Annotated in this window: 25 protein-coding genes; 10 read left to right on the forward strand and 15 right to left on the reverse strand. The window is 56.0% G+C overall.

All coding sequences use genetic code 11. The features are described 5' to 3' along the window. Window positions 1–5: 5 nt before the first annotated feature. The 15 genes from guaB to JW885_13455 all read right to left on the reverse strand — a co-directional run bounded on the left by guaB (window position 6) and on the right by JW885_13455 (window position 15,400). Window positions 6–1,469: an IMP dehydrogenase gene (gene guaB / locus JW885_13385; protein MBN1883154.1), complete on the reverse strand. Its 1,464-nt coding sequence runs from the start codon at window positions 1,467–1,469 to the stop codon at window positions 6–8. Window positions 1,470–1,491: 22 nt separating this feature from the next. Next, window positions 1,492–2,457: a hypothetical protein gene (locus JW885_13390; protein MBN1883155.1), complete on the reverse strand. Its 966-nt coding sequence runs from the start codon at window positions 2,455–2,457 to the stop codon at window positions 1,492–1,494. A 9-nt stretch (window positions 2,458–2,466) separates the two neighbouring features. Beyond that, a complete protein-coding gene (locus JW885_13395; protein ID MBN1883156.1) occupies window positions 2,467–2,919 on the reverse strand; it encodes a cyclic nucleotide-binding domain-containing protein in 453 nt (150 codons plus the stop codon). Between the two features lie 7 nt (window positions 2,920–2,926). Next, the gene (locus JW885_13400; GenBank protein MBN1883157.1) at window positions 2,927–3,700 is read right to left on the reverse strand and encodes an enoyl-CoA hydratase/isomerase family protein; all 774 of its coding nucleotides are present in this window, start codon (window positions 3,698–3,700) and stop codon (window positions 2,927–2,929) included. After that, window positions 3,697–4,596 carry a deoxyribonuclease IV gene (locus JW885_13405; GenBank protein ID MBN1883158.1) on the reverse strand — a complete coding sequence of 300 codons (900 nt, stop codon included), beginning with the start codon at window positions 4,594–4,596 and terminating at the stop codon, window positions 3,697–3,699. Before JW885_13405 ends, JW885_13400 begins: the two co-directional genes overlap by 4 nt. Before the next feature lie 99 nt (window positions 4,597–4,695). Continuing rightward, window positions 4,696–5,079 (reverse strand): hypothetical protein, encoded by a 384-nt coding sequence (locus JW885_13410; GenBank protein ID MBN1883159.1) that lies wholly within the window; start codon window positions 5,077–5,079, stop codon window positions 4,696–4,698. A gap of 21 nt (window positions 5,080–5,100) precedes the next feature. Further along, window positions 5,101–5,973, reverse strand: coding sequence for a hypothetical protein (locus JW885_13415; protein ID MBN1883160.1), 873 nt, complete (start codon window positions 5,971–5,973; stop codon window positions 5,101–5,103). A gap of 8 nt (window positions 5,974–5,981) precedes the next feature. Then, window positions 5,982–6,869, reverse strand: coding sequence for a signal peptide peptidase SppA (sppA, locus tag JW885_13420; GenBank protein ID MBN1883161.1), 888 nt, complete (start codon window positions 6,867–6,869; stop codon window positions 5,982–5,984). A gap of 222 nt (window positions 6,870–7,091) precedes the next feature. After that, a complete protein-coding gene (locus tag JW885_13425) occupies window positions 7,092–8,915 on the reverse strand; it encodes a 30S ribosomal protein S1 (protein MBN1883162.1) in 1,824 nt (607 codons plus the stop codon). A gap of 130 nt (window positions 8,916–9,045) precedes the next feature. Further along, window positions 9,046–9,720 (reverse strand): (d)CMP kinase, encoded by a 675-nt coding sequence (locus tag JW885_13430; protein MBN1883163.1) that lies wholly within the window; start codon window positions 9,718–9,720, stop codon window positions 9,046–9,048. Then, complete coding sequence (aroA, locus tag JW885_13435) at window positions 9,720–11,042, reverse strand: 3-phosphoshikimate 1-carboxyvinyltransferase (protein ID MBN1883164.1); 1,323 nt, start codon at window positions 11,040–11,042, stop codon at window positions 9,720–9,722. The genes JW885_13430 and aroA overlap by 1 nt, the downstream gene beginning before the upstream one ends. Next, window positions 11,035–12,048: a 3-deoxy-7-phosphoheptulonate synthase gene (aroF, locus tag JW885_13440; GenBank protein MBN1883165.1), complete on the reverse strand. Its 1,014-nt coding sequence runs from the start codon at window positions 12,046–12,048 to the stop codon at window positions 11,035–11,037. The genes aroA and aroF overlap by 8 nt, the downstream gene beginning before the upstream one ends. A gap of 18 nt (window positions 12,049–12,066) precedes the next feature. Further along, window positions 12,067–13,161: a histidinol-phosphate transaminase gene (locus JW885_13445; GenBank protein ID MBN1883166.1), complete on the reverse strand. Its 1,095-nt coding sequence runs from the start codon at window positions 13,159–13,161 to the stop codon at window positions 12,067–12,069. Further along, a complete protein-coding gene (pheA, locus tag JW885_13450) occupies window positions 13,161–14,249 on the reverse strand; it encodes a prephenate dehydratase (protein ID MBN1883167.1) in 1,089 nt (362 codons plus the stop codon). Before pheA ends, JW885_13445 begins: the two co-directional genes overlap by 1 nt. A gap of 203 nt (window positions 14,250–14,452) precedes the next feature. Continuing rightward, on the reverse strand, window positions 14,453–15,400 hold the full coding sequence (locus JW885_13455) for a hypothetical protein (protein ID MBN1883168.1): 948 nt from the start codon (window positions 15,398–15,400) through the stop codon (window positions 14,453–14,455). A 561-nt stretch (window positions 15,401–15,961) separates the two neighbouring features. Between JW885_13455 and JW885_13460 the strand changes: the two genes are divergently transcribed. The 10 genes from JW885_13460 (at window position 15,962) to JW885_13505 (ending at window position 24,990) form a co-directional block, all read left to right on the forward strand. Next, entirely contained in the window at window positions 15,962–17,050 is a 1,089-nt protein-coding gene (locus JW885_13460) for an SPFH domain-containing protein (protein ID MBN1883169.1), read from the forward strand. A gap of 12 nt (window positions 17,051–17,062) precedes the next feature. Next, a complete protein-coding gene (locus tag JW885_13465) occupies window positions 17,063–18,118 on the forward strand; it encodes a prohibitin family protein (GenBank protein ID MBN1883170.1) in 1,056 nt (351 codons plus the stop codon). 74 nt (window positions 18,119–18,192) lie between these two features. Beyond that, on the forward strand, window positions 18,193–18,651 hold the full coding sequence (locus JW885_13470; GenBank protein ID MBN1883171.1) for a Zn-ribbon domain-containing OB-fold protein: 459 nt from the start codon (window positions 18,193–18,195) through the stop codon (window positions 18,649–18,651). 20 nt (window positions 18,652–18,671) lie between these two features. After that, window positions 18,672–19,811: a thiolase family protein gene (locus JW885_13475; GenBank protein MBN1883172.1), complete on the forward strand. Its 1,140-nt coding sequence runs from the start codon at window positions 18,672–18,674 to the stop codon at window positions 19,809–19,811. A gap of 2 nt (window positions 19,812–19,813) precedes the next feature. Beyond that, the gene (locus JW885_13480; protein MBN1883173.1) at window positions 19,814–20,971 is read left to right on the forward strand and encodes a thiolase family protein; all 1,158 of its coding nucleotides are present in this window, start codon (window positions 19,814–19,816) and stop codon (window positions 20,969–20,971) included. Window positions 20,972–21,018: 47 nt separating this feature from the next. Beyond that, window positions 21,019–21,459, forward strand: a complete 441-nt coding sequence (locus JW885_13485) for a Zn-ribbon domain-containing OB-fold protein (protein ID MBN1883174.1) — start codon at window positions 21,019–21,021, stop codon at window positions 21,457–21,459. Between the two features lie 445 nt (window positions 21,460–21,904). Further along, window positions 21,905–22,261 (forward strand): helix-turn-helix domain-containing protein, encoded by a 357-nt coding sequence (locus tag JW885_13490; protein MBN1883175.1) that lies wholly within the window; start codon window positions 21,905–21,907, stop codon window positions 22,259–22,261. Window positions 22,262–22,273: 12 nt separating this feature from the next. Continuing rightward, complete coding sequence (locus tag JW885_13495; GenBank protein ID MBN1883176.1) at window positions 22,274–23,305, forward strand: hypothetical protein; 1,032 nt, start codon at window positions 22,274–22,276, stop codon at window positions 23,303–23,305. A 227-nt stretch (window positions 23,306–23,532) separates the two neighbouring features. After that, window positions 23,533–23,796: a hypothetical protein gene (locus JW885_13500; protein ID MBN1883177.1), complete on the forward strand. Its 264-nt coding sequence runs from the start codon at window positions 23,533–23,535 to the stop codon at window positions 23,794–23,796. Between the two features lie 585 nt (window positions 23,797–24,381). After that, window positions 24,382–24,990 (forward strand): hypothetical protein, encoded by a 609-nt coding sequence (locus tag JW885_13505; GenBank protein MBN1883178.1) that lies wholly within the window; start codon window positions 24,382–24,384, stop codon window positions 24,988–24,990. Window positions 24,991–25,224 lie beyond the last annotated feature (234 nt).

Raw genomic sequence — 25,224 nt, forward strand, 5'->3', positions numbered from 1 at the left:
GTGTCCTAATCGATGCGATAATTCGGGGCCTCTTTCGTGATGATCACGTCATGAACGTGGCTTTCTCTGAGCCCCGCCGGGGTAATGCGGATGAACGTTCCGTTTTCCTGAAGGGCCGTAATATCGACGGCGCCCAGGTATCCCATCCCCGCCTTGAGGCCGCCGACGAGCTGATAGATGGAAATCGACAGCGATCCCTTATAGGGCACCCTCCCCTCGATCCCCTCGGGCACCAGCTTGCTTTCCATCTCCACCTCGTCCTGAAAATATCGGTCCTTGGAGCCGGTCTTCATGGCCTCCATCGATCCCATGCCGCGATAGGTCTTGTAGGAGCGACCCTGGAATAGTATCAACTCTCCGGGGCTCTCATCGGTCCCGGCAAACAAGCTCCCTACCATGACGGTATCTGCCCCGGCGAAAATCGCCTTGGTGACGTCTCCGGAATACTTGATGCCTCCGTCGGCGATGATCGGAATACCCGCCTTCTTCGCCTCCTCCCGGCATCCCTGTATGGCCGAGAACTGGGGCACACCGATCCCTGCGATGATTCTGGTCGTGCAGATGGAGCCCGGACCGACACCCACCTTCACTGCGTCGGCGCCGGCCTTGATGACGGCCCGGCATCCCTCAACAGTGGCCACGTTTCCGGCGATCAGCTCGACGTCCGGAAAGTTCTTCTTGGTGTCGGCAACGGCGTCGAGTACCAGCTGGTTGTGGGCGTGAGCGGTATCTATAGCGATGACGTCCACCCGGGCGTCCAGCAGCGCCTGAATGCGCTCTTCCCGGTCGTGACCCACACCCACCGCGGCCCCCACCAGGAGCCGTCCCATACCGTCCTTCGCCGCCAGGGGATACTTTTTCAGCTTCTGAATATCCTTTATGGTGATGAGGCCCTTGAGGTTGTACTCATCGTCCACCACCAGAAGCTTTTCGATGCGGTGCTCGTGCAAGAGCTTTTTCGACTCGTCCAGGGAGATACCGGGACTGACAGTCACCAGGTTCTCGGACGTCATGACCTCTCGAACCTTCTGGTCGAAATTCGTCTCGAACCGGAGGTCCCGGTTGGTCAGAATGCCGACGAGTTCCGTCCCGTCGATGACCGGAACGCCGGAGATACGGTACTTCTCCATGATGTCCAGGGCGTCGCGAATGCTCTGGTCGGGACCCACGGTGATCGGATCGACAATCATCCCGCTGACCGATTTCTTTACCTTGTCCACCTCCGTGGCCTGGCTCTTGACGCTCATATTGCGATGGATAATACCGATGCCCCCCTCCTGGGCCATGGAGATGGCCGTCGCCGATTCCGTGACCGTATCCATCGCGGCGCTGACGAGCGGGATATTCAACGAGATATGTCTGGTGAGGCGTGTTCTGACATCGACGTCTTTGGGCATCACCCGGGTATGCCGGGGCACCAGGAGTACGTCGTCGAATGTCAATCCCCATTCACCGTTGGATGTGTCCATGATTCTATCACCGTATATATGACTATGACTGATGTATGAGATGCTCCACGATTCCCTCGAGCAGTCCGCGATCGCTTACAATGAGGGAGGCTGCGTTGAATCGATCCATGACCGCGGCTATGATCATGATTCCGGGAAGAATAACATCCTCGCGCCCCTTCATCAGGATCGGATAGCGATCGAGGATTTCCTCTTGGTTGAGTGCGGATATGTGTGTGATGAAACCGCCGACGACATCCCTGGACACTACATATCCATCAACCTCGAGGGGATCGTAGTGTACGCTGTTCATATCCATTGCGGCAAGGGATGTGGCCGTGCCCGCGGTTCCAACGAGACGCACATCGGTACCATCAAGAACGGCGCTGTGCGATCCACGGGATATATGTAGCTGATTATATACCAACGAGACCTTATTATCCAGCCAATTCTCAAGATCGACGAGGGAATGAGGGAACGGCGGGTAGGTTGTGATAAATCGTTCCCTGAGCCGCACCACCCCCAGATCGGTGCTGACAATTTCGGAGACGACACCGCTCTCGGTCAGGATAAACTCGGTGCTTCCGCCCCCCACATCCACCAACACGCCGATCCCGTCATCCAGCGGCACCGCGCCGCGAACCCCGCGAACGGCAAGGCGTGCCTCCTCCATCGGCGTGATCAGCTCCACCGCGACCCCGGCCTCGTCGCGGGCTGCGGCTATGAACTCGTCCCCGTTTTCAGATTCCCTGGCCGCGGCGGTGGCGACGGCGCGATAGGAGCCGACTCCTATGCCCTCCCAGACCTCGCGAAACGACGAGAGTGCATCCACCGTCCGTCGGATGGCGGAAGATCGAAGCCGCCCGCTTGCGTCCCCGATGCCCTCTCCCAGACGGGTGATATGCTGTCGTCTTTCGACGACCTCCAGGGAGCCGCCGACATCGCGGGCGATCAAGAGCCTCGTGGTGTTCGTCCCAATGTCAACGGCGGCGTACAGCGGGGTATCCACAACCGTTCGTTATCCTCTTGCCAGTATTTCCGAGATTGTCGGGAGGATCTCCCGAATATCCGATAGTATTCGTTGAAGCAGGACCAAGAGGAGCGATCCGGCGATGTGTGGATGCTCGCGAAAGAGCCCCTCGAAAGACTCTCGGCTCAGCTTGTAGATATCCGCATCCTCGATGACCCTCACGGTTACTTCCCGCACGCCGCCGTTTACCAGGGCCAGTTCGCCGAAGCTGTTTCCGGATGCGAGATCCACCAGCACCTTTTCCGCGCCCTCGGCGACCATTCGGGTCACCCTCACCATCCCCGAGGCGATGAAAAACATCGATTCACCCTGCATGTGCTCAACGAAAATGGTGGCGTCTTTTTCAAACCGCTCCAGGGTGATATATTCGAGGATGGTGTGAAACTCGTCCTCGGTAAATCCCGATAGAAGGTAATTCTTTCTGAGGATGTCGGTGGACATGGAGAGGTTATTTCCCCTTTTTCTTTTTCAAGTCGCTCAATACGGTGTGAAGCTTCTCCCTTGTTTCCCGGTAGGAAAGAAGCAGCGCCGATACTTCAACCTCGTGTTCGATGGAACTGCGACGGTCAAGCCTCGGCACCAGGTCCGAAATGCGCTTTATCATCGAAAGCGTTCTCGGAGATTTCTCCGCCAGGTTTTCCGCAAGTTTCATTGCGCCGATAAAGACCTCTTCGGTGGGAAGAACCCGGTTTACCAGGCCGATCCTCTCCGCCTCGTGCGCCCCCAGCGGCTCGCCGGTCATGGCAATTTCCTTGGCCCGGGAGGCGCCGATCCGGGCCCATAAGGGACCGAAAAGCGGATTGAGGCCGAATTTTATTTCAGGATGGGCGAATATTGCGGTGTCGGACGCCACGATAAAATCACTCGCCAGTGCGAGATTGAACCCACCCCCCATGGCAATGCCGCACACAGCGGCGATCATCGGCTTGGGGAAATCATAAATCTGAATGTAATAGTCGATGAAGGAGTCGAAATACTCCCGGTAATCGGACCGATCAATGGCCACGAGTTCGTTGATGTCTATCCCCGCCGAGAAGACATCCGTCCCGCCGTAGACAATCACGACGGTGACATCAGGATTGTTGCCGAGATCCCCGATGAGCGTGGTCAGTTCCTCGCACATACTCCGGGAGAGGGCGTTCATCTCCTTGGGCCTGTCTAGGGTGATGATGCCCACGCTGCCTTTCTGGGTATATGATACATATGTGTAATCGGTTTTCATGATCGGGACCTCCTCCCGATGCGGTCGATGTGTTCGTGTTCAGGGGACAACAGCCCTCTCAGGACGTTGAGATTGATGGGATCATAGGTGTCGGGATCGCCCTCCTTCGGGGTCTCGATGATCTTCGGGATACCTGAAAAACAATCATCATTCATCAGCATCCGAAAGGGATTGACGCCCATCTCCCCCCATCCGATGTGCTGATGCCGATCGATGCGCTGTCCCGGTCCTCGCTTGGAATCGTTGAGATGAAACAGTTTCAGCTCACCCAATCCCAGCACGTCATCGAAACGCCTCATGACCTCTTCATATGATCTCTCGGTCCTGATGTCATAACCCGCCGCGAAGGTGTGGCAGGTATCGTAACACACGCCGAGGCGTTCCGGCATAGACGAGCGATCATATATCTCAGCCAGCTCTTCAAAGAAAACACCCAGGCCGCTTCCCTGTCCCGCCGTTGTCTCCAGCAGGATGCGGACCCCGGGATGTCCGGGGAGGATTTCCCCGAGCGCCTTTGCCACCCGATCGATCCCCACATCCACCCCGTCTCCACCGTGACTGCCCGGATGCATCACCAGCATTTCTATCCCCAGCAGTCTACATCGATCCAGCTCCGCGGCGAGGCTTTCTTTGGATTTTTCTCTGACCTCCGGTTTTGCCGATGCGAGGTTCGTCAGGTAATCGCCGTGGGCGACGATGGATTCGAATCCGCCTTCCTTCACCCGTTTTTGAAACTCGGCGATTTCCCCGTCACGAAAGCTTCGTGCCTTCCACTGATTGCTGTTCTTGGTGAACATCTGAAAGCAGTTCACCGAAAGCCTCGACGCCCGGGGCGGCGCCTCCGAGACACCTCCGGCAATGGATACATGGGCTCCGAGAAGTGGGGGAGAGATCATACCGCTACACTACTGTATAATGAGCATTGGTTCCACACAATCGATGTGTCGGCCGCCTGTGTGTCGTCGGTGATGCCGACCTCGATATGGGGCCTCCCGTTATTCCTCGGACTTTTCGGCCTCTTGAGCTTCGGAGTCCGCCTCGGGCGCGGCTTCCGTGGCTCCCGCTGCTTCCGCAGCCTCCGCCGGGGTCTCCTCGACCGGGGGTGTTTCTTCCGCCTCCTTCACCGTCTCGGCCCGGGCGGCTTCCGCGGCCTTATGCAGTTCTTCGGTCTTTTTGGCCTCCCGCTCGTGCTTCTCGCGACGCTTGGCCTCCTTCGCCTCCATGGCCGAGGCGTGTATCTTCGCCTTCCTGAGTTTTCTCTGGGTCCTCTTCAGCTCTTTTCTCTTTTTTCTGAGCTCGGTGTCCGTCTTTTCCACCGTGCCGCTCATGTCTTTCACTTCCGTCGCGAGCTGAGTGATTTTGTTTTCAAGCTGTTCCATAGGCGGTTTTTCTGTGCCTCCTTACCTGTCAATAGTCGGTGTTATGGAAATGGTAAAACCGGTTGATCCCCTGTGGATAAACAATCCCGCGTATATATCCGCGGCAACGCCCTCCTGTTCGGTGGCGTTTGTGGCGATCATAACCGTATTGCCGTCGGACGTCAGTATGCTCGTCGACGCCTCGTAAAAAATGATCTCTCCCTCGGCATCTCCGATAAAATAGGACATGAAGGGTGCTATCTCTATCTTGATATATTTTCCGGTCACCGTGGGTGTCACCACAAAACCGGTGGCTACCTCCCGGTATTCCACTTCGGCATTGTCAATGTATCCCAGGTCTTCCAGGTCCACCAGAAAATCTTTCCTGACCGGCACGTTCCTCCCGACGGTCAGCCGCGCCTCGGATCCGCTCATCACCAGTATCGTCTGGGTGGTGACGCTGTGTGCGGTGATGCCCGTCGCGTTGGGAAACGCCCGAAACACGATCCCATCACCCTCGATGGACGTGCCCGGCGTCCCGACCACGAACCCGTCTTTCTTCACAATCCAGTCGGCACCCATATCCATGGCAAATGAGCCCTTGACGTCCAGGAACTCTATCCTGAGGCGCACCGATTTCCCGGGCTGATCCAGATGTGTAATGATGCCCCGAATCTCCTCGAGCTTCTCCGGGGTATCCATGATGATGAGCGAATTGGTTCCCGGATCGGCGGACACCACCCCCTCGGGAGAGAGAAACGGCGCAACCTGGTCCACCAGGTCTGAGGCTTCCCGGGTCAGTATCGGGACGATGATGTAATCCATCGCAGAGGCTGCGCCCGGAGCCATGATCGCCGCCGGTATGAGCAAAGCGGCCAACAGCATCATCGGCCGTGTTTTCTTGAGGAATTTCATGATCATCTCTACGGGGCCAGGCGGTACTCGGCCCGAAATGTGCCCAGCACCATCATATTCTTAAGCTCCCGTGTCGACTCCTGCAGCATTAGGTCTAAAACGGTGATCTTCTCCTTTGGGGGATAGATGACATGAGGCTCTCCCTCGATGCCGACGAGTTCCGCGCTCTTCTTGATGGCGTCTTCCAGATTCCCCAGCTCATCGACCAGCCCCAGCTCCAGGGCCTGCGCCCCGGTCAGGATGCGGCCGTCCGATATCAACTCCACATCTTCACGAGAGAGCCCTCGTCCCTCCATGACAACGGCGAGAAACTGCTCTTGAAGACTGTCTACATATTCCTGGAGGAATCGTCGCTCCTTGTCGGTCATGGCCCGAAAGGGATTGCCGACGTCCTTCAGGTCTCCGCTCTTGACGACAACCCCCTCGATCCCGATGAGGTCGGCCGTACCCTCGAAGTTCATCATCTCGATGATAACGCCGATGCTGCCGGTGGTGGTGCCGGGATTCGCCATGATGTAATCGGCGCCGCAGGAGATATAATATCCCCCCGACGCGGCGACGCTCCCCATGGAGACGACAACCGGCTTTTTCTCCGTAAGCTTCTTGACTTCTTCGTATATCTCCTGGGACGGGGCCACAACCCCGCCTGGTGAATCGACCCTGAGGACCACCGCCGCCACACCGGTGTCGTCCCGGTATTTCTTCAGATCTTTGATGACGTCTTCAGAATCGGCGATCAGTCCCTTCACCTCGACAATTGCGATACTCTTTCCGAACGTTCCGGTCAAGGGCTTTGCTCCGGTCACCAAAAAACTTGCCAGCGCATACAACCCACCCAATATAACCAGACAAATGACGACAACCGTCACCGCTGTGAGCATCTTTTTTTTCTGCATATGTATCTATCTCCCGTTACGATACCGGGGGCCATTAAAAAAGAAACCGGTTCAAACCGGGGCCTGAACCAGCCTCTTTTTTAGGCCGTATCCCACCTGTGTCTGCGGTCTCCGCGATACTCCATTCACACCAATTGAAGCATTGTATAGAACGAGTACTCGGAGTATCCTCCGAAGCGCGGGGGGTAAACCCGGTTATCGGACACGTGAAATCCGAGGGTATTAACTCGACTCTTCCTCTCCCTCCTCCGCCGGAGCGAACTCCACGTTCTTCTCTTGCATTTTCATCTTCAATACATCGCCGAGCTGTGCGGTGGGGCTTTCCTGCTGCTTCATATAGCTCATGTACTGAGTGTCTTCCTCGGACTGCTCAAGGGCCTTTATAGAAAGGCCGATCTTTTTCTCCTGGGCATCCAGGTTGACGACTATCGCCTTCAGGGTGTCCCCCACGTTACAGAAATTCTGCGGATCGTCCACTCGGCCCTTGGCCAGCTCCGAAACGTGGATCAATCCCTCCACTTCCGGCTCGAGGCGTAAAAAGACGCCGAAGTTCGTGATGCTGACGACCTCTCCATCGACGATGGTTCCCGGAGCGTATTTGGCGGGGAGGTCCCGTTTCCAGGGATCCTCTGTGAGCTGCTTGATGCCCAGGGAGAACCGCTCGTTTTCCGGGTCCACGTTCAACACCACCGCCTCGACCTCCTGGCCGCGCTTGTAGAGTTCCGCGGGGTGTTTGATCTTCCTCAACCAGGAAATGTCGGAGATATGAACCAGTCCGTCAACCGCCTCCTCGGTGCCGACGAACAGGCCGAACTCGGTAACGTTCTTGACCGTTCCCTTGATGGTGGATCCGGGTTTATATTTCTCCTTGATGATCTCCCAGGGATTCTGCTCGGTCTGCTTGATGCCGAGGGAAATTCTCTTGTTCTCCGCATCGACGTTGAGGATGACCGCCTCGACCATGTCTCCCAGCGAGACCACCTGCGTGGGGCTTTTTATATTCTTGGTCCAGGACATCTCGGAGATATGAATCAATCCCTCGATACCCTCTTCCAGCTCCAGAAACGCGCCGTAATCGGTCAGGCTGACCACCTTTCCGGTCACCCGGTCGCCGTTCTTGTATTTCTCTTCGGCCTGGTCCCACGGATTCGCGGTGATCTGCTTCATGCCCAAAGATACCCGCTCTCGCTCCCGGTCGAATTTGAGGATTTTCACCTCCACCTTGTCGCCGATGCTGAGCTGATCCGAGGGATGAGACACACGCCCCCATGAGATATCGGTAATATGCAACAGACCGTCGATACCACCCAGGTCGATAAACGCGCCGTAATCGGTGATGTTCTTTACAATGCCCTCGAGGATCATCCCCTCTTCCAGAACCTTGAGTGTTTCGGTTTTGAGCTTTTCCCGCTCCTGTTCGAGCAGGGCGCGGCGAGACAGGACAATGTTGCCCCGGCGGCGGTTGAACTTGACGATCTTGAACCGAAACACCTTTCCGATAAGTCTGTCGAGGTCCTTCACGGGGTGAAGATCGATCTGAGAGCCGGGCAGAAAGGCCTTGACGCCGATATCGACCACCATGCCGCCCTTTATCTTGCTGACGATCTTGCCTTCGACAATTTCATCTTCTTCACACGCTTTTCGGATCTCTTCCCAGAGGATGAATTGGTCGGCCTTTTCCTTGGACAGCACAACAAGGCCGTTTTCATTCTCACTCTTTTCGATGTAAACGTCTACCTCATCCCCCGGTTGTATTTCAACCTGTCCATCATCATTGGTAAATTCACCAATCGAAATCTGGCCCTCGGATTTGCCGCCCACATCCACCAGGGCGTAGTCCTTGGTGACCTGGATGATCGTTCCCTTGACGATTTCATCTTCCTTGAGACGCTCCAGGCTCTCTTCATAGAGCTTGGCGATATCCGCCTCATCCATTTTTTTGTTTTCTGTTTTGGAGACCGGTTCTTCCACAGCGGCGGCGCTGGCGATTTCGTCGGGCTGTAAGGAATCCTCCTGAACTTTCGTCTCCTCCTCGTGGTTTACCATTCAGTTAATACCCCCTCGTTTTTTTATGGTAACCGCCAAAAAACAGTTTTTTAGGCGGCTATTTCGACGATATAAAGCTTAAAGTTAAACCATTTTGAATATTTAGTCAAGTCAAAAAGAAAAAATCCGTTCATATGCCATGCTTTTTCACCCTCTCCATCATATAATCAACCACCTCTTCAAGATTCATCGGGGACGTATCTATCACCTCTGCATCGTCCGCCGGCACCAGCGGAGAGAGCTCCCGTCGGGCGTCCCGCTCGTCGCGCTGTTTGATGGCACAGATCACCTCCTGGAGGTCCGCCTCTTCCCCTCGACCGATTCTCTCCGTGTACCGCCTCTTTCCCCGCACCTCGGCCGAGGCGGTGATGAAAAACTTTATATCCGCATCCGGCAGCACCACCGTGCCGATGTCCCTTCCCTCCATAACCACGCCACCCGCTTCGGCCATGCGTCTCTGGAGGGTTATCAGGGCGGCCCGAATCGGCGCCCGGGCGGAGACTGCGGACGAGAGTCCGTCCATCTTCGGCTCCCTGATCGCCCGGGATACGTCCTCACCGTCAAGATGGATGCGTCCGGATACAAACGAGATGTCGACACCCTCCATGAGTCGTTTCAGGGCGGCGTCGTTGTCAACTGAGACGCCCGACCGATGAGCCGCCACCGCCGCCGCCCGGTACATGGCCCCGGTATCGATATACCGATACGAGAGTCTCTCCGCCAAAAGCCGGCTGGCGCTGCTTTTCCCCGATCCCGCGGGCCCGTCCACGGCGATGACGAGACGTTTTGCGTCAGGAGAATGCATCATACGGCCTCTGGGTGTGAGAGTACTCTGAGGTGGTCGAAAAACTCCGGGTATGAAATCGTGACACTGGAGGCGTTGGATATCGTCACCCCCTTCCGTGAAACCATTCCGGCCACGGCACCCGCCAGCACTATCCTGTGATCACCGAAGGAGTCCACTTCCCCCCCCTCTATCCGCCCGCCGCCGGGTATGATCATGCCGTCGGAGAGCTCCTCGGCGTCAATCCCCAGTGTCCTGAGATTCATCACCATTGTGGCGATACGATCGGATTCCTTGACCCGAAGTTCGCCGGCACCTGTGATGCGGGTCTCACCTGCGGCGTAGGCTGCGGCCGTCGCCAGCACCGGGATCTCGTCTATCACCCGGGGAATCATCTCGCCGTCGATCGTTATCCCGGAAAGCTCCGACGACCGCACCACCAGATCACCCACAATCTCGCCGGAGACATCCCGCCGGTTCTCCACCGTAATGTCCCCGCCCATCGCGGTCAAAACCTCGAGGATACCCACCCGGCCCGGATTCAATCCCACGTTTCGTATAATCAGCTCGGAGTTGGGCACGATCAGGGCCGCCGTGATAAAGGGCGCCGACGACGACAGGTCGCCGGCCACCTCGATATCCTTCGCATCGAATCCGTCAACCGCCTCAACGGCGAGCCACCCCTCCCCCTCCCGGGAGAGAGTGATGTCGAAATAATCCATCATGCGCTCGGTGTGATCCCTTGAAGGAGACGGTTCCCTGACCCGGGTTGTGCCTTCCGCCCGCATCCCCGCAAAGAGGAGCGCCGTTTTGACCTGGGCCGAGCTGACGGTGAGATCGAACTTTTCCCCTTTGAGATCGGCGCCGATGACCGCCAGGGGTGGAAATCTCCCGTTTTCCCTGCCGCGGATGACCGCCCCCATGCGGGAAAGCGGCTCGGTCACCCTGCCCATGGGTCGGCGGGAGAGGGACTCGTCCCCCGACAGGACGGAGAAAAAGCCGGTCCCCGCCAGGACTCCCAGCATCAGCCGTATCGTGGTGCCGGAATTGCCGCAGAAGAGCACATCATCCGGCTCCGTTAGGTCTCGAAGCCCCCTGCCGGTGATGACCAGACCGTCGCCCTCCCGGACGATGTCGGCCCCCAGCTTCTCCATGATCGCCACGGTGCGCAGACAGTCGTCGGCGAAGAGAAAATTCCTCACCCTCGCCGTGCCCGTGGCGAGGGAGAGGAATATCACCGCTCGATGGGATATGGATTTGTCGCCGGGAGGGAAGAGCTCCCCTCGGATGCTTCCCGCAGGCGTGATATGCACCGTATCGGCGCCGGCTTCTCTCTCAGGCATATCGTCCCACCGCCTCGGCCACGAGCCTCACCCGCTCCATCAGATCCCGGAACTTCGACGGCTTGAGGGACTGCCCCCCGTCGCTGACCGCCTTCTCAGGATCGGTATGCACCTCGACCAAGAGGCCGTCGGCCCCCGCCGCCACCGCCGCCAGGGCCGCGGGCGTCACCAGCTTCCAGTGGCCGGTGCTATGGCTGGGGTCGACAACCACCGGCAGATGGGTCAGACCGTTGAGAACCGCAACGGCGTTGATATCCAAGGTATTCCTGGTCTCGGTCTCGAACGTGCGGATACCCCGCTCGCAGAGGATGATGTCGCTGTTGCCCTCGGAGGCGATATACTCGGCGCTCATGAGCAGTTCCTTGATGGTGGCCGACATTCCCCGCTTGAGGATGACCGGTTTTTTCATTTTCCCGATCTCCTTGAGGAGATCGAAATTCTGCATGTTTCTGGCGCCCACCTGTATGGCGTCGGCGTATTTATTGACCAGCTCGGCGTAGCGGATATTCATCAGCTCCGTCACCACCGGCAGCCCGGTTTCATCCCGAACCGTCGCCAGCATCTTCAGGCCCTCTTCGCCCAGACCCTGAAAGGCGTAGGGCGAGGTGCGGGGTTTATAGGCCCCGCCCCGAAGGAGGAGCGCACCCATGCTCTTGACTTCTTTCGCGATATCTCTGAGTATCTCCAGACCCTCCACGGCGCAGGGACCCGCCACCACCTGTACCTTGTCTCCCCCGAAGGGGACACCTCTAATGTTAACGACGCTCTTTTCCTTCTTGAAATCCGTGCTGACGAGCTTGTACGGCTTTAGAATCGGAACGACTTTTTCAACGCCGGGAAAGCTCTCTATGGGAAGGGACTGCAGGATTCGCTCGTCGCCGATGGCGCCGATGATCGTGCGTTCCTCACCCTTTGAAACATGGGGCGTCAGCCCCGAACCGGTAATAACTTCAAGTATGTGGTCCAGCTCCTCCTGAGTGTGACCGGGTCGTAAAACGAATATCATAGAGACTCCTTGTCTTCCTTAATCGGCCAATACGGCGTCGAGGGCCGCAATGAACCGTCTGTTTTCTTCCGGCGTCCCAACGGTGACGCGGATGAACGTGGGGAGACCGTAGCCCTTCATGGATCGAACGATAACCCCCTTGTTCAGCATCGCCTCATAGACGTCCGCCGCCTGCTTTTTCGTATCCAACAGGATGAAATTTGTGTGGGATTCCACGGCAAACAGCCCCATGCGTTCGAACTCACCGTAGAGATAGTCCATCCCCTCCTTGTTTACCGCCAAAGTGCGCTCGATAAATTCGTTATCGTCCAGGGCTGCAACGGCGGCCGCCTGGGCGATATGATTGACGTTAAAGGGAGATCGGATGCGGTGAATCATGCTGATGATGTCGGGCCGGGCGACGCCGTAGCCGACGCGCAGGCCGGATAATCCATAGAGCTTGGAAAAGGTCCTGGTGGAGACGATGGGCACAGGCCCCATCATGTACCGGGAGAAATCCACATGCCCCTCCCCCACCGTAAACTCCTTGTATGCCTCATCAAGCACCACAACCAGGGTATCCGGCAAATCCGAGATAAAACGGGAGAATTCCTCATCGGTGACGGCCGTCCCCACCGGGTTGTTCGGATTGTCAATGAAGATGAGTTTCGTGCGATCGGTGACCGCCCGTTTCATGGCGTCGAGATCGAACTTCCAGTCCTTCAGGGGAATGATCACGTTCTTCCCGCCCACCGCCTGGTTTACGAGACGATAGACGATGAAGCTTGGATCACCCACAATCACCTCATCTCCCACACTCACAAGCGTGCGGATAAGAAACTCGATGATCTCATTGGATCCGTTGCCGATGATGAAATGATCCGGGGTGAGACCGTGTAACTCTCCAAGCCTCTTCTTCAAATAGAAATAACTGCCGTCCGGGTAGCGGTGAATATCCTTCACCGCTTCCCGAATGGCCTCCATCGCTCGGGGCGACGGCCCCAGGGGATTTTCATTCGATGCAAGTTTGATAGAATCGGTAATGCCGTACTCCCGCTCCAGTTCCTCTATCGGCTTTCCCGGAGGGTAGGGCGTCAGGGTTTGGATGTAGTCCGGTACGAGTTTCTTTATCATCAGTTTCTCCTGACATCACTCCTCGGGTACGATCCGAGGTAGCGGATTGTGGTGGTGTATTTTTTCAGCTCATCCAACGCCCGGGATATTTTCTTATCATCGATATGTCCCAGGAGATCCAGGAAAAAGACATAATCCCATAGCTCCCGCCTGGAGGGACGAGATTCAATTTTGGACAGGTTGATATTCCTCTTCGCCAGGGGACCCAGAACTTTGTGAAGAATGCCGGGGCGATCCTTGACTGAAAAAAGGATCGTGGTCTTATCGTCGCCGGTGGGCGGGGGCGATTTTTCCGCGATGATCAAAAAACGAGTGTAATTGTCCGCCTTGTCCCCAATATCCCGTTTTACCGCCGCCAGCTCATACATCTTACCCGCATCCTCCCCGGCCACGGCGGCGTACTGCTGATCCTTCGATGCCAGAAGCGCCGCCTCCGAGGTGCTCGCCGCCTCCACCAGCTCCGCCTTGGGTAGATTATGTGCGATCCATCGGCGGGTTTGGGCCAGACCCTGGGGATGAGAGATGATTTTCTGGATGTCCTCCATTCGGCCCGTCTTGTTCATTAAATCGAAGCTGATGCGCAGGTAGATTTCCCCCACAATCTTCAGGTTCGACTCGAGAAACATATCCAGGGTGTGGGTGACGATACCCTCGGTGGAGTTCTCCACCGGGACGACGCCGTAATCCGCCTCCTGGCGAAACACCCCGTCGAACACGTCATCAACGCCCCGGGCGGCGAAAAACTGGCAGTAGCCGCCGAATTTTCTGAGGGCCGCGCTGTATGTGAAGCTCGCCACCGGCCCCAGATATGCAATGCGGGGGGACCGCTGGACGGCGTGTGAAACGCCGATAATTTCACGATAGATGTTTTCGATAAACTGCACATCGTGATCCCCGCCCCACAGTTCCAAAAGCCTGCGCATCACCACCGCCTCCCGGGCGGCGTCGAACACGTCTATCCCCTCTTCCGCCTTGATACGGCCTATGTGCACCGCCAGGTCGACGCGATGCTTGATGAGCCGCACCAGCTCTTCATCAAGCCGGTCTATTTCCGACCTCAGCTCCAAAAGATCTTTTCGCTCTGCCACAGAAGACTCCCACCGCATGATGATGATTCAAATCATAATACAAAAACGGTGAATAAAATCAATGTTTTTTTGCCCAATCCAATCCGATATGTTTAAAAGACACCTCCCCCCAAAAAAAAACGACCGGGAGTTTCCCGGCCGTCGGTAGTAACACTTTCTTTTTGCAGGCAGAATGTTGGTTTTACTCTTTCCCGGCGTCTCCTCTATTCCACGACCGTCACCCGATAATACCCGGTGATATCGTAGGCCTTTTCCATGGCTTCGACGCCGTACCCCATCCAGATATCCAGACGATTGCCCTTGATGGCGCTTCCCCGGTCGTGTACCGTATATATGGCGGGCATATCGAACGCCTCCAGCTCCCTGATGATGATCTTCGTCCCGATACCCATAGAGGGAGGCCCCGCGGCCATTCCCATGTATACCGGCGTTTCATCGTACGCCAGGATACCCCGGCCGTTCAGCTTGATATCTCCCCAGTAGCTGCCGGTGGCGTAGTACTCCTGATCGGGCAGAGGGGAATAATATCCGGTCACGAGGATGTTCCGCTCATACACCCTCCCCGACGACATCAGGTCGTCAATGGCCTCTTCCGTCATACTGTCCGACAGCTCGTCGTCCATATCGACCGCGGCGGAGAGTGCCATGAGAAACGATTCGTCGTAGTTTCTGTTTTCAATAACCAACGTCCGCGCATCGGCCAGTGTCATTTCGGACACCGTCTCGGTATTTGGAGTTTCTTCTTTGGCCGTCGATCTGATGTTCCAGTCGACAGTGAATACGATCATCACGACCACCGCCGAGAGGCTCACCATGTTCATGATGAAGGCCTCCAGCGTTCTCCGATTACTAAATATAGCATGGAAAAATCCGCTGACACTCGACGCCACGGGCGCCAGGACGACCCTAAGGGCGTCTTCTACCGGGATATTGACATTGTAATGGCCCTGACGAATGAGAATGCGCTGTTCATTATAGGTCAACGACAGCCATTCCATAAAGAGGTGATATGCGGCGAACGCCTTGTTATACAGGGATTCATTTCTTCTGAGAATGACCGCCTTGAGAAAAACGGAGGCCACTTCGCGCTCGCTTCTGGTTCCCGATCGCAGTTCGTGGGCGAGAACCCGTAAAACCTTGATCTGTTCCATACCGGCACCGTTCGTTATATAATAATTATACTTTTTGTCGCTTAAATGATATATAAATTAAATAAAGTTGTCAAGAAATATATAAAGATATCGGGCACTTACATCTTATTTTTTTTATTTTTGTACATATGTTGTATTACTGATGTAATGTTTGCCCACATATTGATTTTTTGGTACATTTTTGACACAAAATAATGCGGGATTTCCTCAATAAAACAGCCCGCCAATCGGCCTATTTCACCTCAAAACCGGCCCTCCTTGCTATAAATTATATCCGAAAATCTCCATAAGCGCAATGGCGGATAAAGATTGACTAATCAATCAATTAACCTTGACATCACCCCCCAACTCTGATACCTTGAAAAACCCTATGGTTGGCTCGCATATTTGAGACGGCCCGGGAATTCACGAGGGCGCGTCGTCCCCCTCTCCCGCCGATCGAACCTCTCTGTTTTTTCTCCCTTCCGGGAAGCGACGGCACACGACCCCCGTTATCGTATTCAGGCGATTTCCGGGCTATTGGCGGCCCTGCGATCACACCAATGAAGTGGAGGTTTTGTCATGTCAACCGCCAGTAGTGTCGATTCCGCGAAGATCAAAGCGAAAGTCGACGCAGTAACAGAGAAAATCAAGACCACCAGTGTGCTCAAGTACCCGCTTATCATTTTCGTGCTGCTCTACCTCTTTTACGTCGCGTTTTTCGTCTACATCAAACCCAACGAAGTGGGCATCCTGGAGGTGAAATTCAACGTCATCCCCTTCCTGAGGGATTCCAGGGGCATCCAGGAAGAGCCTCTGGATACCGGCCTCAGATTCGTTATCCCCTTCGTGGAGAAGGTCCATATCCTGCCGAAGGACATCCAGGTATTTGACCTGACCAATTTCCCCACCCATTACACGAAGGGCTACAAGCCGTCGGAAGCGGCCCATATCCAGACGTCCGACGGCTTTTACGTGGACGTGGACGTGTCGATTCTTTATCGCATCAGCGACCCGTATCTGACCTTCACAGAGATCGGCCCCGGCATCCTGTATGAAACCAATGGTATCGAACCCAACGCGGAGCCGATCCTGAAAATCGCCCTGGGAGAGCTGACCACCGAGGAATTCTACAACAGCCCCATACGCTCCGAGAAGGCGGAGTTGGCCCGGGAGATGCTCAACGAAAATCTGAATCCCAAGGGCATCACCGTGGAGCACGTGCTGGTGCGCTATTTCGTCTATTCGGACGAGATACAGAAAAACATCGAGGAAAAAAAGCTGATGGACCAGCTCTTCTTCACCCGAAAATCAGAGGCCAAGGCGGCAGCGGAACTGGCGAACGTCAAGAAAATCATCGAGGAGGGCGAAGCGGAGGTGGCGGTAAAACTGGAGGAGGGAAACGCCTATGTGGTCATGAAGGAGGCGGAGGCCGAGGAATACGTCCGTAAGCGGAAGGCCGAGGCGGACCTCCTGGTGGAGCTGGCTGAGGCGGAAAAGCAGCGGCTCCTCAACGAGGCGTTATTGGGTTCAGGCTCCAAGAACATCGTGGGACTCGAGATGGCGAAGGTCTACCAGGGCCTTGACGTCATCATTCTTCCCAGCGACGGACCCAGCGGCATCAATCCTCTGGACCTCGATGAAACCCTCAAGCTGTTCGAGGTAAGGTAAGGGAGGCGCATCATGAAACATACCATACGAGCGATCCTGATACTGTCGGCTTTCGCCCTTCTCCTTTCCGGGTGCTACACCACCGGACCCACCGAGGTGGGCGTACGCACGAAAAAAATCACCTTCTTCGGGCTGCTGGGGAAAAAGGGCGTTCAGGATAAGATCTACCAGCCCGGCTCCACATACATCATGATCCCGGTCATTAATGATTTTCATACCCTGGATATAAAAGTCCAGACGATGGAGATGATGGGCGAGGATCATAACCTCCTGTTCAAGACCATCGACGGGAACGACATCTCCATGGACGTCATCATCAGGTACAAAATCGATAAGGAGATGGCCCCGTACATCATCCAGTACGTGGCGAAAAACGATGACGAGGTTCGAGACGCCGTCGTCCGCACCGTTTGTCGGAGTCGTCCCCGGGACATTTTCGGCGAGCTCAAAACCGAGGAGTTTTACATCTCCAAAAAACGGGAAAAACAGGCGGAGGAAGCCAAGCGGATTCTCAACGAAATCCTCAATCCCTACGGCATCATTGTTGAAGAGGTCAACACGAAGGACTACGGCTTCAATCCTGAATATACGAAGGCCATTGAGGACCGCAAGGTGGCGGACCAGTTGGCGGAAAAATACATCTCCGAGGCCCTGGCCAAGGAAGAGGAGTATCTCAAAAAGCTCAACGACGCAGTTGGCGAGGTAAACAAGATGGTGGCCGAAGCGGACGGTAACTACCGCAAGGCCGTCATCGAGGCGGACGCATACTTTGAGCAGCAAAAACGCATCGCCGAGGCGATCCTGGCCGAAGGGTTGGCCCAATCGGAGGCCCTCAAGGAGAAAAACAGGGCCCTCACCGGGGCGGGGGGCGAGAAGCTGGTCATGCTGGAGATAGCCAAGAGCCTTCAAGGCAAGAAAATCATACTCCTTCCCATCTCGGGGGGGAGCGTGGATCTAAAAACCACCGATATCAACCGGCTCCTGGAGACGTACGGCACTCTGAAGCTGAAGGAAAACACATCGCCCGCACCGGCTGCTCCGTCAAACCCGACGGCGCCGACGCAATAGGACGATATTCGATATGATACACATAATAGGTACACACACGGTAGATACACATACAACCATTGGAGGTGAATCTCATGGCAACTGACCTGAAAGACCAGGAACTTTTGGTCTATGAGAGCAGGATCAAAGTTCCATATACCTGGTCGGTGGGCGAGGTGGGGAGCCGTTTCCTCACCGAACTCAAGGAAAACAAGAAAATATGGGGAACCAAGTGCCCCATATGTGAGGCGGTCTTCGTCCCGCCGAAAAAGACCTGTACCTTCTGCTTTGTGGCCTGCCACGAGTGGGTCGAGCTGAAGGACGAGGGAGTTCTTCAGACCTACACCGTTGTTCGGTACGACAGCGACCTGATCCCGGGGAAAAAACCACAAATCATCGGGATAGTACTGCTGGACGGCGCGGATACGGGCATCGCACATATGATCGACGGCGTCTCTCCTGATCAGGTAAAGGTGGGCATGCGGCTCAAGGCGGTCTTCAACGATAAGCGTACGGGCCAGATTCTGGACATCAAACATTTCAAACCGATTTGATGAGGTGAACCATGAGCGGTATTGACAACATCGCCATCGTCGGTGTGGGACAAACCACTATAGAGCGAAACAAGCTCGGGGACACCTTCGCCGATATGGTATTTGAAGCAACCCAGAAGGCCCTGGAGGACGCCGGCATGACGATGGACGACATCGACAACGTCATCACCACCTCCAACGACTTCTGGGACGGCAGGACAATCTCGACCATGGCGGTCGGCGACGCCTGCGGCGCCGGCATGGGGAAAAACATGTCCGCCCTGGAGGGCGACGGCACATTCTCCTGTTTCTACGGCATGACACGAATTCTCTCCGGGGTGTACGGGACGAGCCTGGTGGTCGCCCATGTGAAGGGGTCTGAATCGGAAAATCTTCTGATCACCAACGCCATATTCGACCCGCTCTATATGCGGCCCATCGGCCTGGACTCCCTGAACTCGGCGGCCCTGCAGATGCGCCGGTACATGACGAAATACGGCGTGACCGAAGAGCAGTGTGCGAAGGTTTCGGTGAAAAACCATAAAAACGCCTTGAAAAACCCCTATGCACAGATCAAGAAGGAGGTCAGCCTGGAGGACGTGTTGGAATCCCGTCTCATCGCCGATCCCCTGAAACTGTATGACTGCTCCCCCATCTCCGACGCCGCCTGTGCGGTGATTATCGCCGGAGACGATCGAGCGAAAAAGGCCAAGAAACCGGTATGGGTCAAGGGCGTGGGATACTGTGCCGACTCCTACTTCCTGGGAGACAGGGACCTGGCCGACGCCTTGGCGTTGGATATGGCCGCATCGAAGGCGTACGAGATGGCCGAAATCACCGATCCCCTCGAGGAGATCGACGTGGCCGAAGTGTACGACGCCTTTTCCTACATGGAGTTGATGTGGTACGAGGGCCTGGGCTTCTGCCCCGTCGGCAACGGAGGAAAACTGATCGATAAGGGAGTCACCGAAATGGACGGGAAGCTTCCGGTCAATCCCTCCGGCGGCCTCCTTTCCGGGCATCCGGTTATCGTCGGCGGCATGATACGGCTGGCCGAGGCGGTGCTCCAGGTACGGGGCGACGCCGGTGATCACCAGGTGAAGAACGTTAACACCGCCCTGGCCCACGGGATCAATGGCCCCTGCGGACAGTCACACTGTGTTTGGATAGTAGGGAGGTAGTCATGGGTAAAAAGAGAACGGCAATTGTGGCCACCGGCCAGACCCATCACCGCTCCAGCCGCCTGGATGTCAACGGCATTGAGTTGATAAACGAGGCGGTGGTCCGGTGCCTGGAGGACGGTGACCTGACCATAGAGGATATCGATGCCGTGGTCATCGGCAACATGGACCACTTTGAGGGCATCAATTACGTTGATACGTGGAGCATCGACGGCAGCGGCGGATTTATGAAACCGACCTTCAAGCTGACCACCGGCGGCACCACCGGCTCAACCGTCGGGCAGTCAGGCTTCTACCTCACCGCGTCCGGCATGTTCGACAAGGTTTTGTGTATCGGGTGGGAGAAAAACTCCGAATCCGACACCACCGCAGCCATCACCACCGCCTTCGACCCGATATGGGACCGCCTGGTCTTCGCCGGGGCCATCGGCGGCCTGGCGGTGGAGGCAACCAAGTATATGTCAGAATACGGGGCCACCGAGGAGGATGCGGCTCACGTAGCGGTGCGGGATCGCACCCACGCCCTGAACAACCCCTACGCCCAGTTGAGAAAGCCGATCACCCTCGAGGACGTTATGAGTTCCCCGATGTTGTCCGATCCCATCAAGCTCCTGGACGTATGCCCCCGTACCGACGGTGCGTGCGCGGTGGTGTGGGCAAATGAGGACTACGCTGAAAAGATATGTTCGAGACCGGCTTGGTATCACGCCGGATCGGTCAAACATCCCTTCAACCTGCTTGGGGATACGGACCTCACGACGCTCGTCTCCATGGAGCTTGCGTCGAAGGAGGCCTACAAGAAGGCGGGCATCAAGGAGCCCCTCAAGGAAATCGACGTGATGGAGCTCTATCTCCCCTATTCCTGCGCCGGACTTTCCTGGATCGAGGCGATCGGCCTGTGCGAGCGGGGCGGCGCCCCCAGGCTTGTCAGGGACGGAGTGACGAACATGGACGGGGAGCTTCCTATCAATCCCTCCGGCGGCGTCATCGCCACAAACTGCATCGGCGCCACGGCTCTGCTCCGAATGGCCGAGGCGGCCATTCAGGTCATGGGCAAGGGAGGCGATCGACAGGTTCCGGACGTTGAAACAGCTGTGGCCACCGGGTTCGGCGGGTGTTTCTGGTCAGACATCTCCGTCTTAAGAAGTAAAAAACCATAAGGAAAGGGAGGTCCGAAATGAGCAACCTCGGAGTTGACCTCTTGACGATGCATTCCGGAGAGGGGGAACAGCCGTTCCATTATGCGATCGGCCGCTACGGCAGCAAGTTCCTGTCCGAGATTCGAGATAACAAGCAGTTTTACGGCATCAAGTGTCCCAAGTGCGGGAAGGTATACGTGCCGCCCCGCGAGGTATGCGGTCCCTGTTTTACCAAGATGACCGAATGGGTCAAGGTGGCCGACGAGGGAAAACTGTATTCATACACCATCCTTCGCTTCGCCTTTCTGGATCCGGAAACCGGCAAGCAGAAACCGGTGCCCTACGGCTACGCCTTCATCACCCTGGACGGGGCCGACACGGCCTTCCAGCATTTCGTGGAGATTACCGACGAATCCAAGGTAAAGGTGGGCGCCCGGGTCAAGGCGATCTTTGAGGATAAACGATACGGGAAGATTACCGACATCAAGCACTTCGTCATCATCGACTAAGGCGAAGAGGAATGCCTGCGCCCTGAGTTATCGCCGGTATTCTACGACAATACTCACCCGTACAAAGGGCGGGATACCCGTCTTCTCAACAGCGATATCCCGCCTTCAACCATTACCGGACTCCTTTTCGAATATCGGAAGGGGTCCGGTTTTTTATATTCGCCCTCACTCCCCTCCCAGCCAGATGTTGAATGATGCAGGCATGTCATGCACCGGACCACTCACTTCACTCCGACCGAAACCATCCCCGCACCTCCAGGACCGCCGAACACCTTAATCGCACCCGCCTCTCGAGCATCATGAAGGGAAAAAAGAGTAAAAGATATTCCGGCGATACACACACAGACGATATCCACACAGATACACACCGCTTGTTTTCAACATTTTTACAATCTAATATAATAAATTACTTGACAGCGTATATCATTTACTATACACTATACATATGACAAAGACATTCGGAGAATACGTGCGAAGCCGCAGGGAGGAGCTGCGGCTCACCGATCCATCCTACTCCGTCCGGCAGGTCGCCTATCGCATCGGCGTGCAGCCCGCGTACCTGAGCAGCGTGGAGCGGGGGCTGCAGTCACCGCCGTCCGAGGAAAAAATCCGCCTGCTGGCACGGGAGCTGAACGAGGACCCGGACGTGCTTCTGGCGATGGCGGGTAAGGTATCCGCGGACCTCCTGGAGGTCATCCGAACGCGGCCAAAGCTCTTCGCCCGGCTCATCCGGGAATTGAAACATCAACCCGATCGCACCATCGATCACGTCACCAGACAGGTTCGAGACGGCGACTGGTAACAGGAGGTATCTATGATCTTTTTGGAACACGATCGCCTTATTTTTTCTTTCCCCGAGGTTCATGAAAATGCGACATGTCACATCGAACTGATGCGCACCCTGCGCATCCCCGACGACGGGAAGGACTATCCCCTCCCCCCCGGACTGGGACGGTTTCCGTTAAGATATGTCGACGACTTCGCCCATCGCCTCCCCGAATCATGGCTGACCCGGGGCGGCGTGATGTTCCCCATGTACCAGTCCGAAGCGCTCTGGATCCGCCTCTACGGTACATTCATCAGCACGCGTGAAACCTATTACCCGTTCGCGGTGAAAATAGCCACGGGAAAGATAAACGCCGTCACCGGAGAAGCATGGGCCGACGGGATCTCCGAGGCGCCACAGGATTACGTCGTCATTCCGAAGCAGCCCTGGCTGGATGGATACACGGTGGAAAAGGGCTTCATCCGCCAGTTTGTGGCCATGCCTCTGGGGAGCGGCTACTCGGCGGAGGAGCAGATCACCGGCGAGGCGGAGCACGGAGGCATCCAGATCATTGCATACCCGATGAAACGGGAGGTGTTCGAGGAACGCTTCCCCGAGGTAAAGGATTCAGATATTCGCGTCAGATCAAAGATGAAGTCGCCGAAGGCCATGGGAACTGAGCGTGCGCCCGCCATGGGGCTCGCCCCCGGAGGCCGGATGAAGCAGGAGATATATATTGATCCCTACGGCATCGACGATTGGGACACAGGAAAGTTCAGCCGCTGTTTCATCGCCATCGCCAACTCACTGGTATGGAGAAGCATCACCGGGGAGAATCCCCCCACCATGCCGCCCACGGCGGAGGAATACACACGAATGGACCTCCCCTGGTTCGACTATTACGACGACGCCCCCGCCCTAAACGGTGCCGATACCTTGAAGGGTCTTAAAAGCGTGGCGGAGCTCGGGGCGGAAAATGGAGACGCGCCCCTTCCCGAGAACCAATCGGTGACGCCGGGAAACATCATCGCCATCAGGAAGGACCTGAAAGAAAACCAGGTTCGTGAGGAGAAGTGGTAGGTTATTTCGACCCCGTTTCCCTCCGATCCATCGATACGGTACATGTCATTCGGTCTTTTTCCGTCCCGTGCCGCGGACCGTTCGTATGCAGGAAATTGTTTTTGAATTGTTTTTTCTATGAATATTTCACATTTTTTTTATTAAAACAGTTTACAAACTGTTCATCCATTGTATAATATCTCTTGATACTTGTTAGTTGTTCTACTACCCGCAGAGGCAGGCCTTACATGCTCCCGATGAAGGTGTTCACTATCGAATCTCATACTGTTCGCTCAGTCTTCGAAGAGGATTTCACTCGGCTGGTCTTCGAAAAAATCAAAAATGATGAATCCCTCATGAAGCGGCCCGGCGATCTCGAATCCCTGGCACGATATAAAGTCATCTCTCATGACGGCGTGACCATTGAGGTGCGCATCATCTTCTCTACGAACGGGAAGCTTCCGATGATCTCGTTTTCGAAGAAGATTACCGAACCCCGCGAATACACGTGAATGAGGGGTACCGTCCTCGCATGCACACCCTGATGAAGAGACGGCACCACCGAACGCATGGTGTTGCATTTTCACCCGACTCACCATCCATATCGTCACCCGTATCACGACCGCTTTCTGTGCTGTGGGCCGTGCCTGCGGTTGTCGGCGTGTGCGTCTTCCTCCCCCTACTCGGATCATCAACCGGAGTGATGCGCCGCGCCTCCTATGAACGATCCCGCAAATTATTACAGCCCGACCATACACACGCTTCTCCCCCGGAATACCGATCGTATCCGACGCCTCACCGGCGGGATCGATGGATTGTCGCCGCCCCACTCACGCCAAACAGAATCGGACAATCCGATTTCCGAAAAGGCGAGAAAAGCGGAACACTCTTTTGCCGGGCGAACAAGCGACCGACGATCCACTCGTTCCGCTGTCGGTAAAACATCACCGGAATGTTGATCGGTAAAGCGGCGGGAAGACAATCAAGGCGGTCAAGCATGACGCCCACTGCACCATTCGTCACGAGAGACAAAAACGGGCTTCCCATATTCTATCGCTTGAAAAACACGGAACACACAATATTATTAGGCATACATAATGAATTCGACGCCTCATGAAACCGCACCTGTCAAAACGCTGCCCGCCGATACCCGCATTCCGGGCCTCGATCCCCTCACCCTAAAGGATTTCTGGGCATGGGCCTACTCCGACCTCCTCACGAACACCGTCCGCCCGCTCTACGCCGAGTTCCTGGTGACCGCCGCCCTGGGACACACAGATACCCCCCGGGAAGAATGGGCGGATGTGGATGTCCGGCACGATACGGGGGATGGGACATTGACCGTCGAGGTCAAGTCGGCGGGATACCTTCAGAGCTGGCGCCAGAAGGATTATTCAGCGATTATATTCGATATCGGGAAAAAACAGGGATGGGACCCACACACCGACGAATACCACGACACTCCTGTTCGCGCCGCGGATTGCTATGTGTTCTGCGTCTACGAAGAGCGTCAGGACAAGAACCCGAAACACGTCCTGGATGTCAACCGCTGGTCCTTTTACGTGATCGGCACGGATGACATCAATCGGACGTTCGGAGATCAAAAAAAGGTGGGCCTCGGCGGCATTCAAAAGCTCTGTCCCGAGCCGGTTCGGTATGACAATCTCAGGGAGCGCATCGAGTACGTTTCGGGTGAACGTTCCTGACTGCGATTGCTCTGGTTGCGGCCATGGGGGATACAGGCACATCCCGGGAGGAGTGGCGGACGCCGTCCCCGCGTTCATGCACGGGTACGGTGCTCTATGACACAGAGTCTGCTTTTCATGTCGGCCCGACCGTCCGGGGAGCTCGTCACTCATTCATGTGGGTATCCGGCCGCACCCTCTTTGTATCTCTTATGATGGTACGACCGTCGTATTATTTCTTCCTCACAATGCGGA

This window comes from Candidatus Zymogenaceae bacterium, from assembly GCA_016931225.1.
In the GTDB taxonomy this organism is placed as follows: Bacteria; Desulfobacterota; Zymogenia; order Zymogenales; family Zymogenaceae; genus JAFGFE01.

Excerpts from the sequence above, each read along its gene's own strand:
- guaB (MBN1883154.1), bottom strand. The coding sequence starts at position 1,469 with ATGGACACATCCAACGGTGAATGGGGATTGACATTCGACGACGTACTC.
- JW885_13395 (MBN1883156.1), bottom strand. The coding sequence starts at position 2,919 with ATGTCCACCGACATCCTCAGAAAGAATTACCTTCTATCGGGATTTACC.
- JW885_13400 (MBN1883157.1), bottom strand. The coding sequence starts at position 3,700 with ATGAAAACCGATTACACATATGTATCATATACCCAGAAAGGCAGCGTG.
- JW885_13405 (MBN1883158.1), bottom strand. The coding sequence starts at position 4,596 with ATGATCTCTCCCCCACTTCTCGGAGCCCATGTATCCATTGCCGGAGGT.
- JW885_13410 (MBN1883159.1), bottom strand. The coding sequence starts at position 5,079 with ATGGAACAGCTTGAAAACAAAATCACTCAGCTCGCGACGGAAGTGAAA.
- JW885_13415 (MBN1883160.1), bottom strand. The coding sequence starts at position 5,973 with ATGAAATTCCTCAAGAAAACACGGCCGATGATGCTGTTGGCCGCTTTG.
- sppA (MBN1883161.1), bottom strand. The coding sequence starts at position 6,869 with ATGCAGAAAAAAAAGATGCTCACAGCGGTGACGGTTGTCGTCATTTGT.
- JW885_13425 (MBN1883162.1), bottom strand. The coding sequence starts at position 8,915 with ATGGTAAACCACGAGGAGGAGACGAAAGTTCAGGAGGATTCCTTACAG.
- JW885_13430 (MBN1883163.1), bottom strand. The coding sequence starts at position 9,720 with ATGCATTCTCCTGACGCAAAACGTCTCGTCATCGCCGTGGACGGGCCC.
- aroA (MBN1883164.1), bottom strand. The coding sequence starts at position 11,042 with ATGCCTGAGAGAGAAGCCGGCGCCGATACGGTGCATATCACGCCTGCG.
- aroF (MBN1883165.1), bottom strand. The coding sequence starts at position 12,048 with ATGATATTCGTTTTACGACCCGGTCACACTCAGGAGGAGCTGGACCAC.
- JW885_13445 (MBN1883166.1), bottom strand. The coding sequence starts at position 13,161 with ATGATAAAGAAACTCGTACCGGACTACATCCAAACCCTGACGCCCTAC.
- JW885_13455 (MBN1883168.1), bottom strand. The coding sequence starts at position 15,400 with ATGGAACAGATCAAGGTTTTACGGGTTCTCGCCCACGAACTGCGATCG.
- JW885_13460 (MBN1883169.1), top strand. The coding sequence starts at position 15,962 with ATGTCAACCGCCAGTAGTGTCGATTCCGCGAAGATCAAAGCGAAAGTC.
- JW885_13465 (MBN1883170.1), top strand. The coding sequence starts at position 17,063 with ATGAAACATACCATACGAGCGATCCTGATACTGTCGGCTTTCGCCCTT.
- JW885_13470 (MBN1883171.1), top strand. The coding sequence starts at position 18,193 with ATGGCAACTGACCTGAAAGACCAGGAACTTTTGGTCTATGAGAGCAGG.
- JW885_13480 (MBN1883173.1), top strand. The coding sequence starts at position 19,814 with ATGGGTAAAAAGAGAACGGCAATTGTGGCCACCGGCCAGACCCATCAC.
- JW885_13485 (MBN1883174.1), top strand. The coding sequence starts at position 21,019 with ATGCATTCCGGAGAGGGGGAACAGCCGTTCCATTATGCGATCGGCCGC.
- JW885_13490 (MBN1883175.1), top strand. The coding sequence starts at position 21,905 with ATGACAAAGACATTCGGAGAATACGTGCGAAGCCGCAGGGAGGAGCTG.
- JW885_13495 (MBN1883176.1), top strand. The coding sequence starts at position 22,274 with ATGATCTTTTTGGAACACGATCGCCTTATTTTTTCTTTCCCCGAGGTT.
- JW885_13500 (MBN1883177.1), top strand. The coding sequence starts at position 23,533 with ATGCTCCCGATGAAGGTGTTCACTATCGAATCTCATACTGTTCGCTCA.
- JW885_13505 (MBN1883178.1), top strand. The coding sequence starts at position 24,382 with ATGAATTCGACGCCTCATGAAACCGCACCTGTCAAAACGCTGCCCGCC.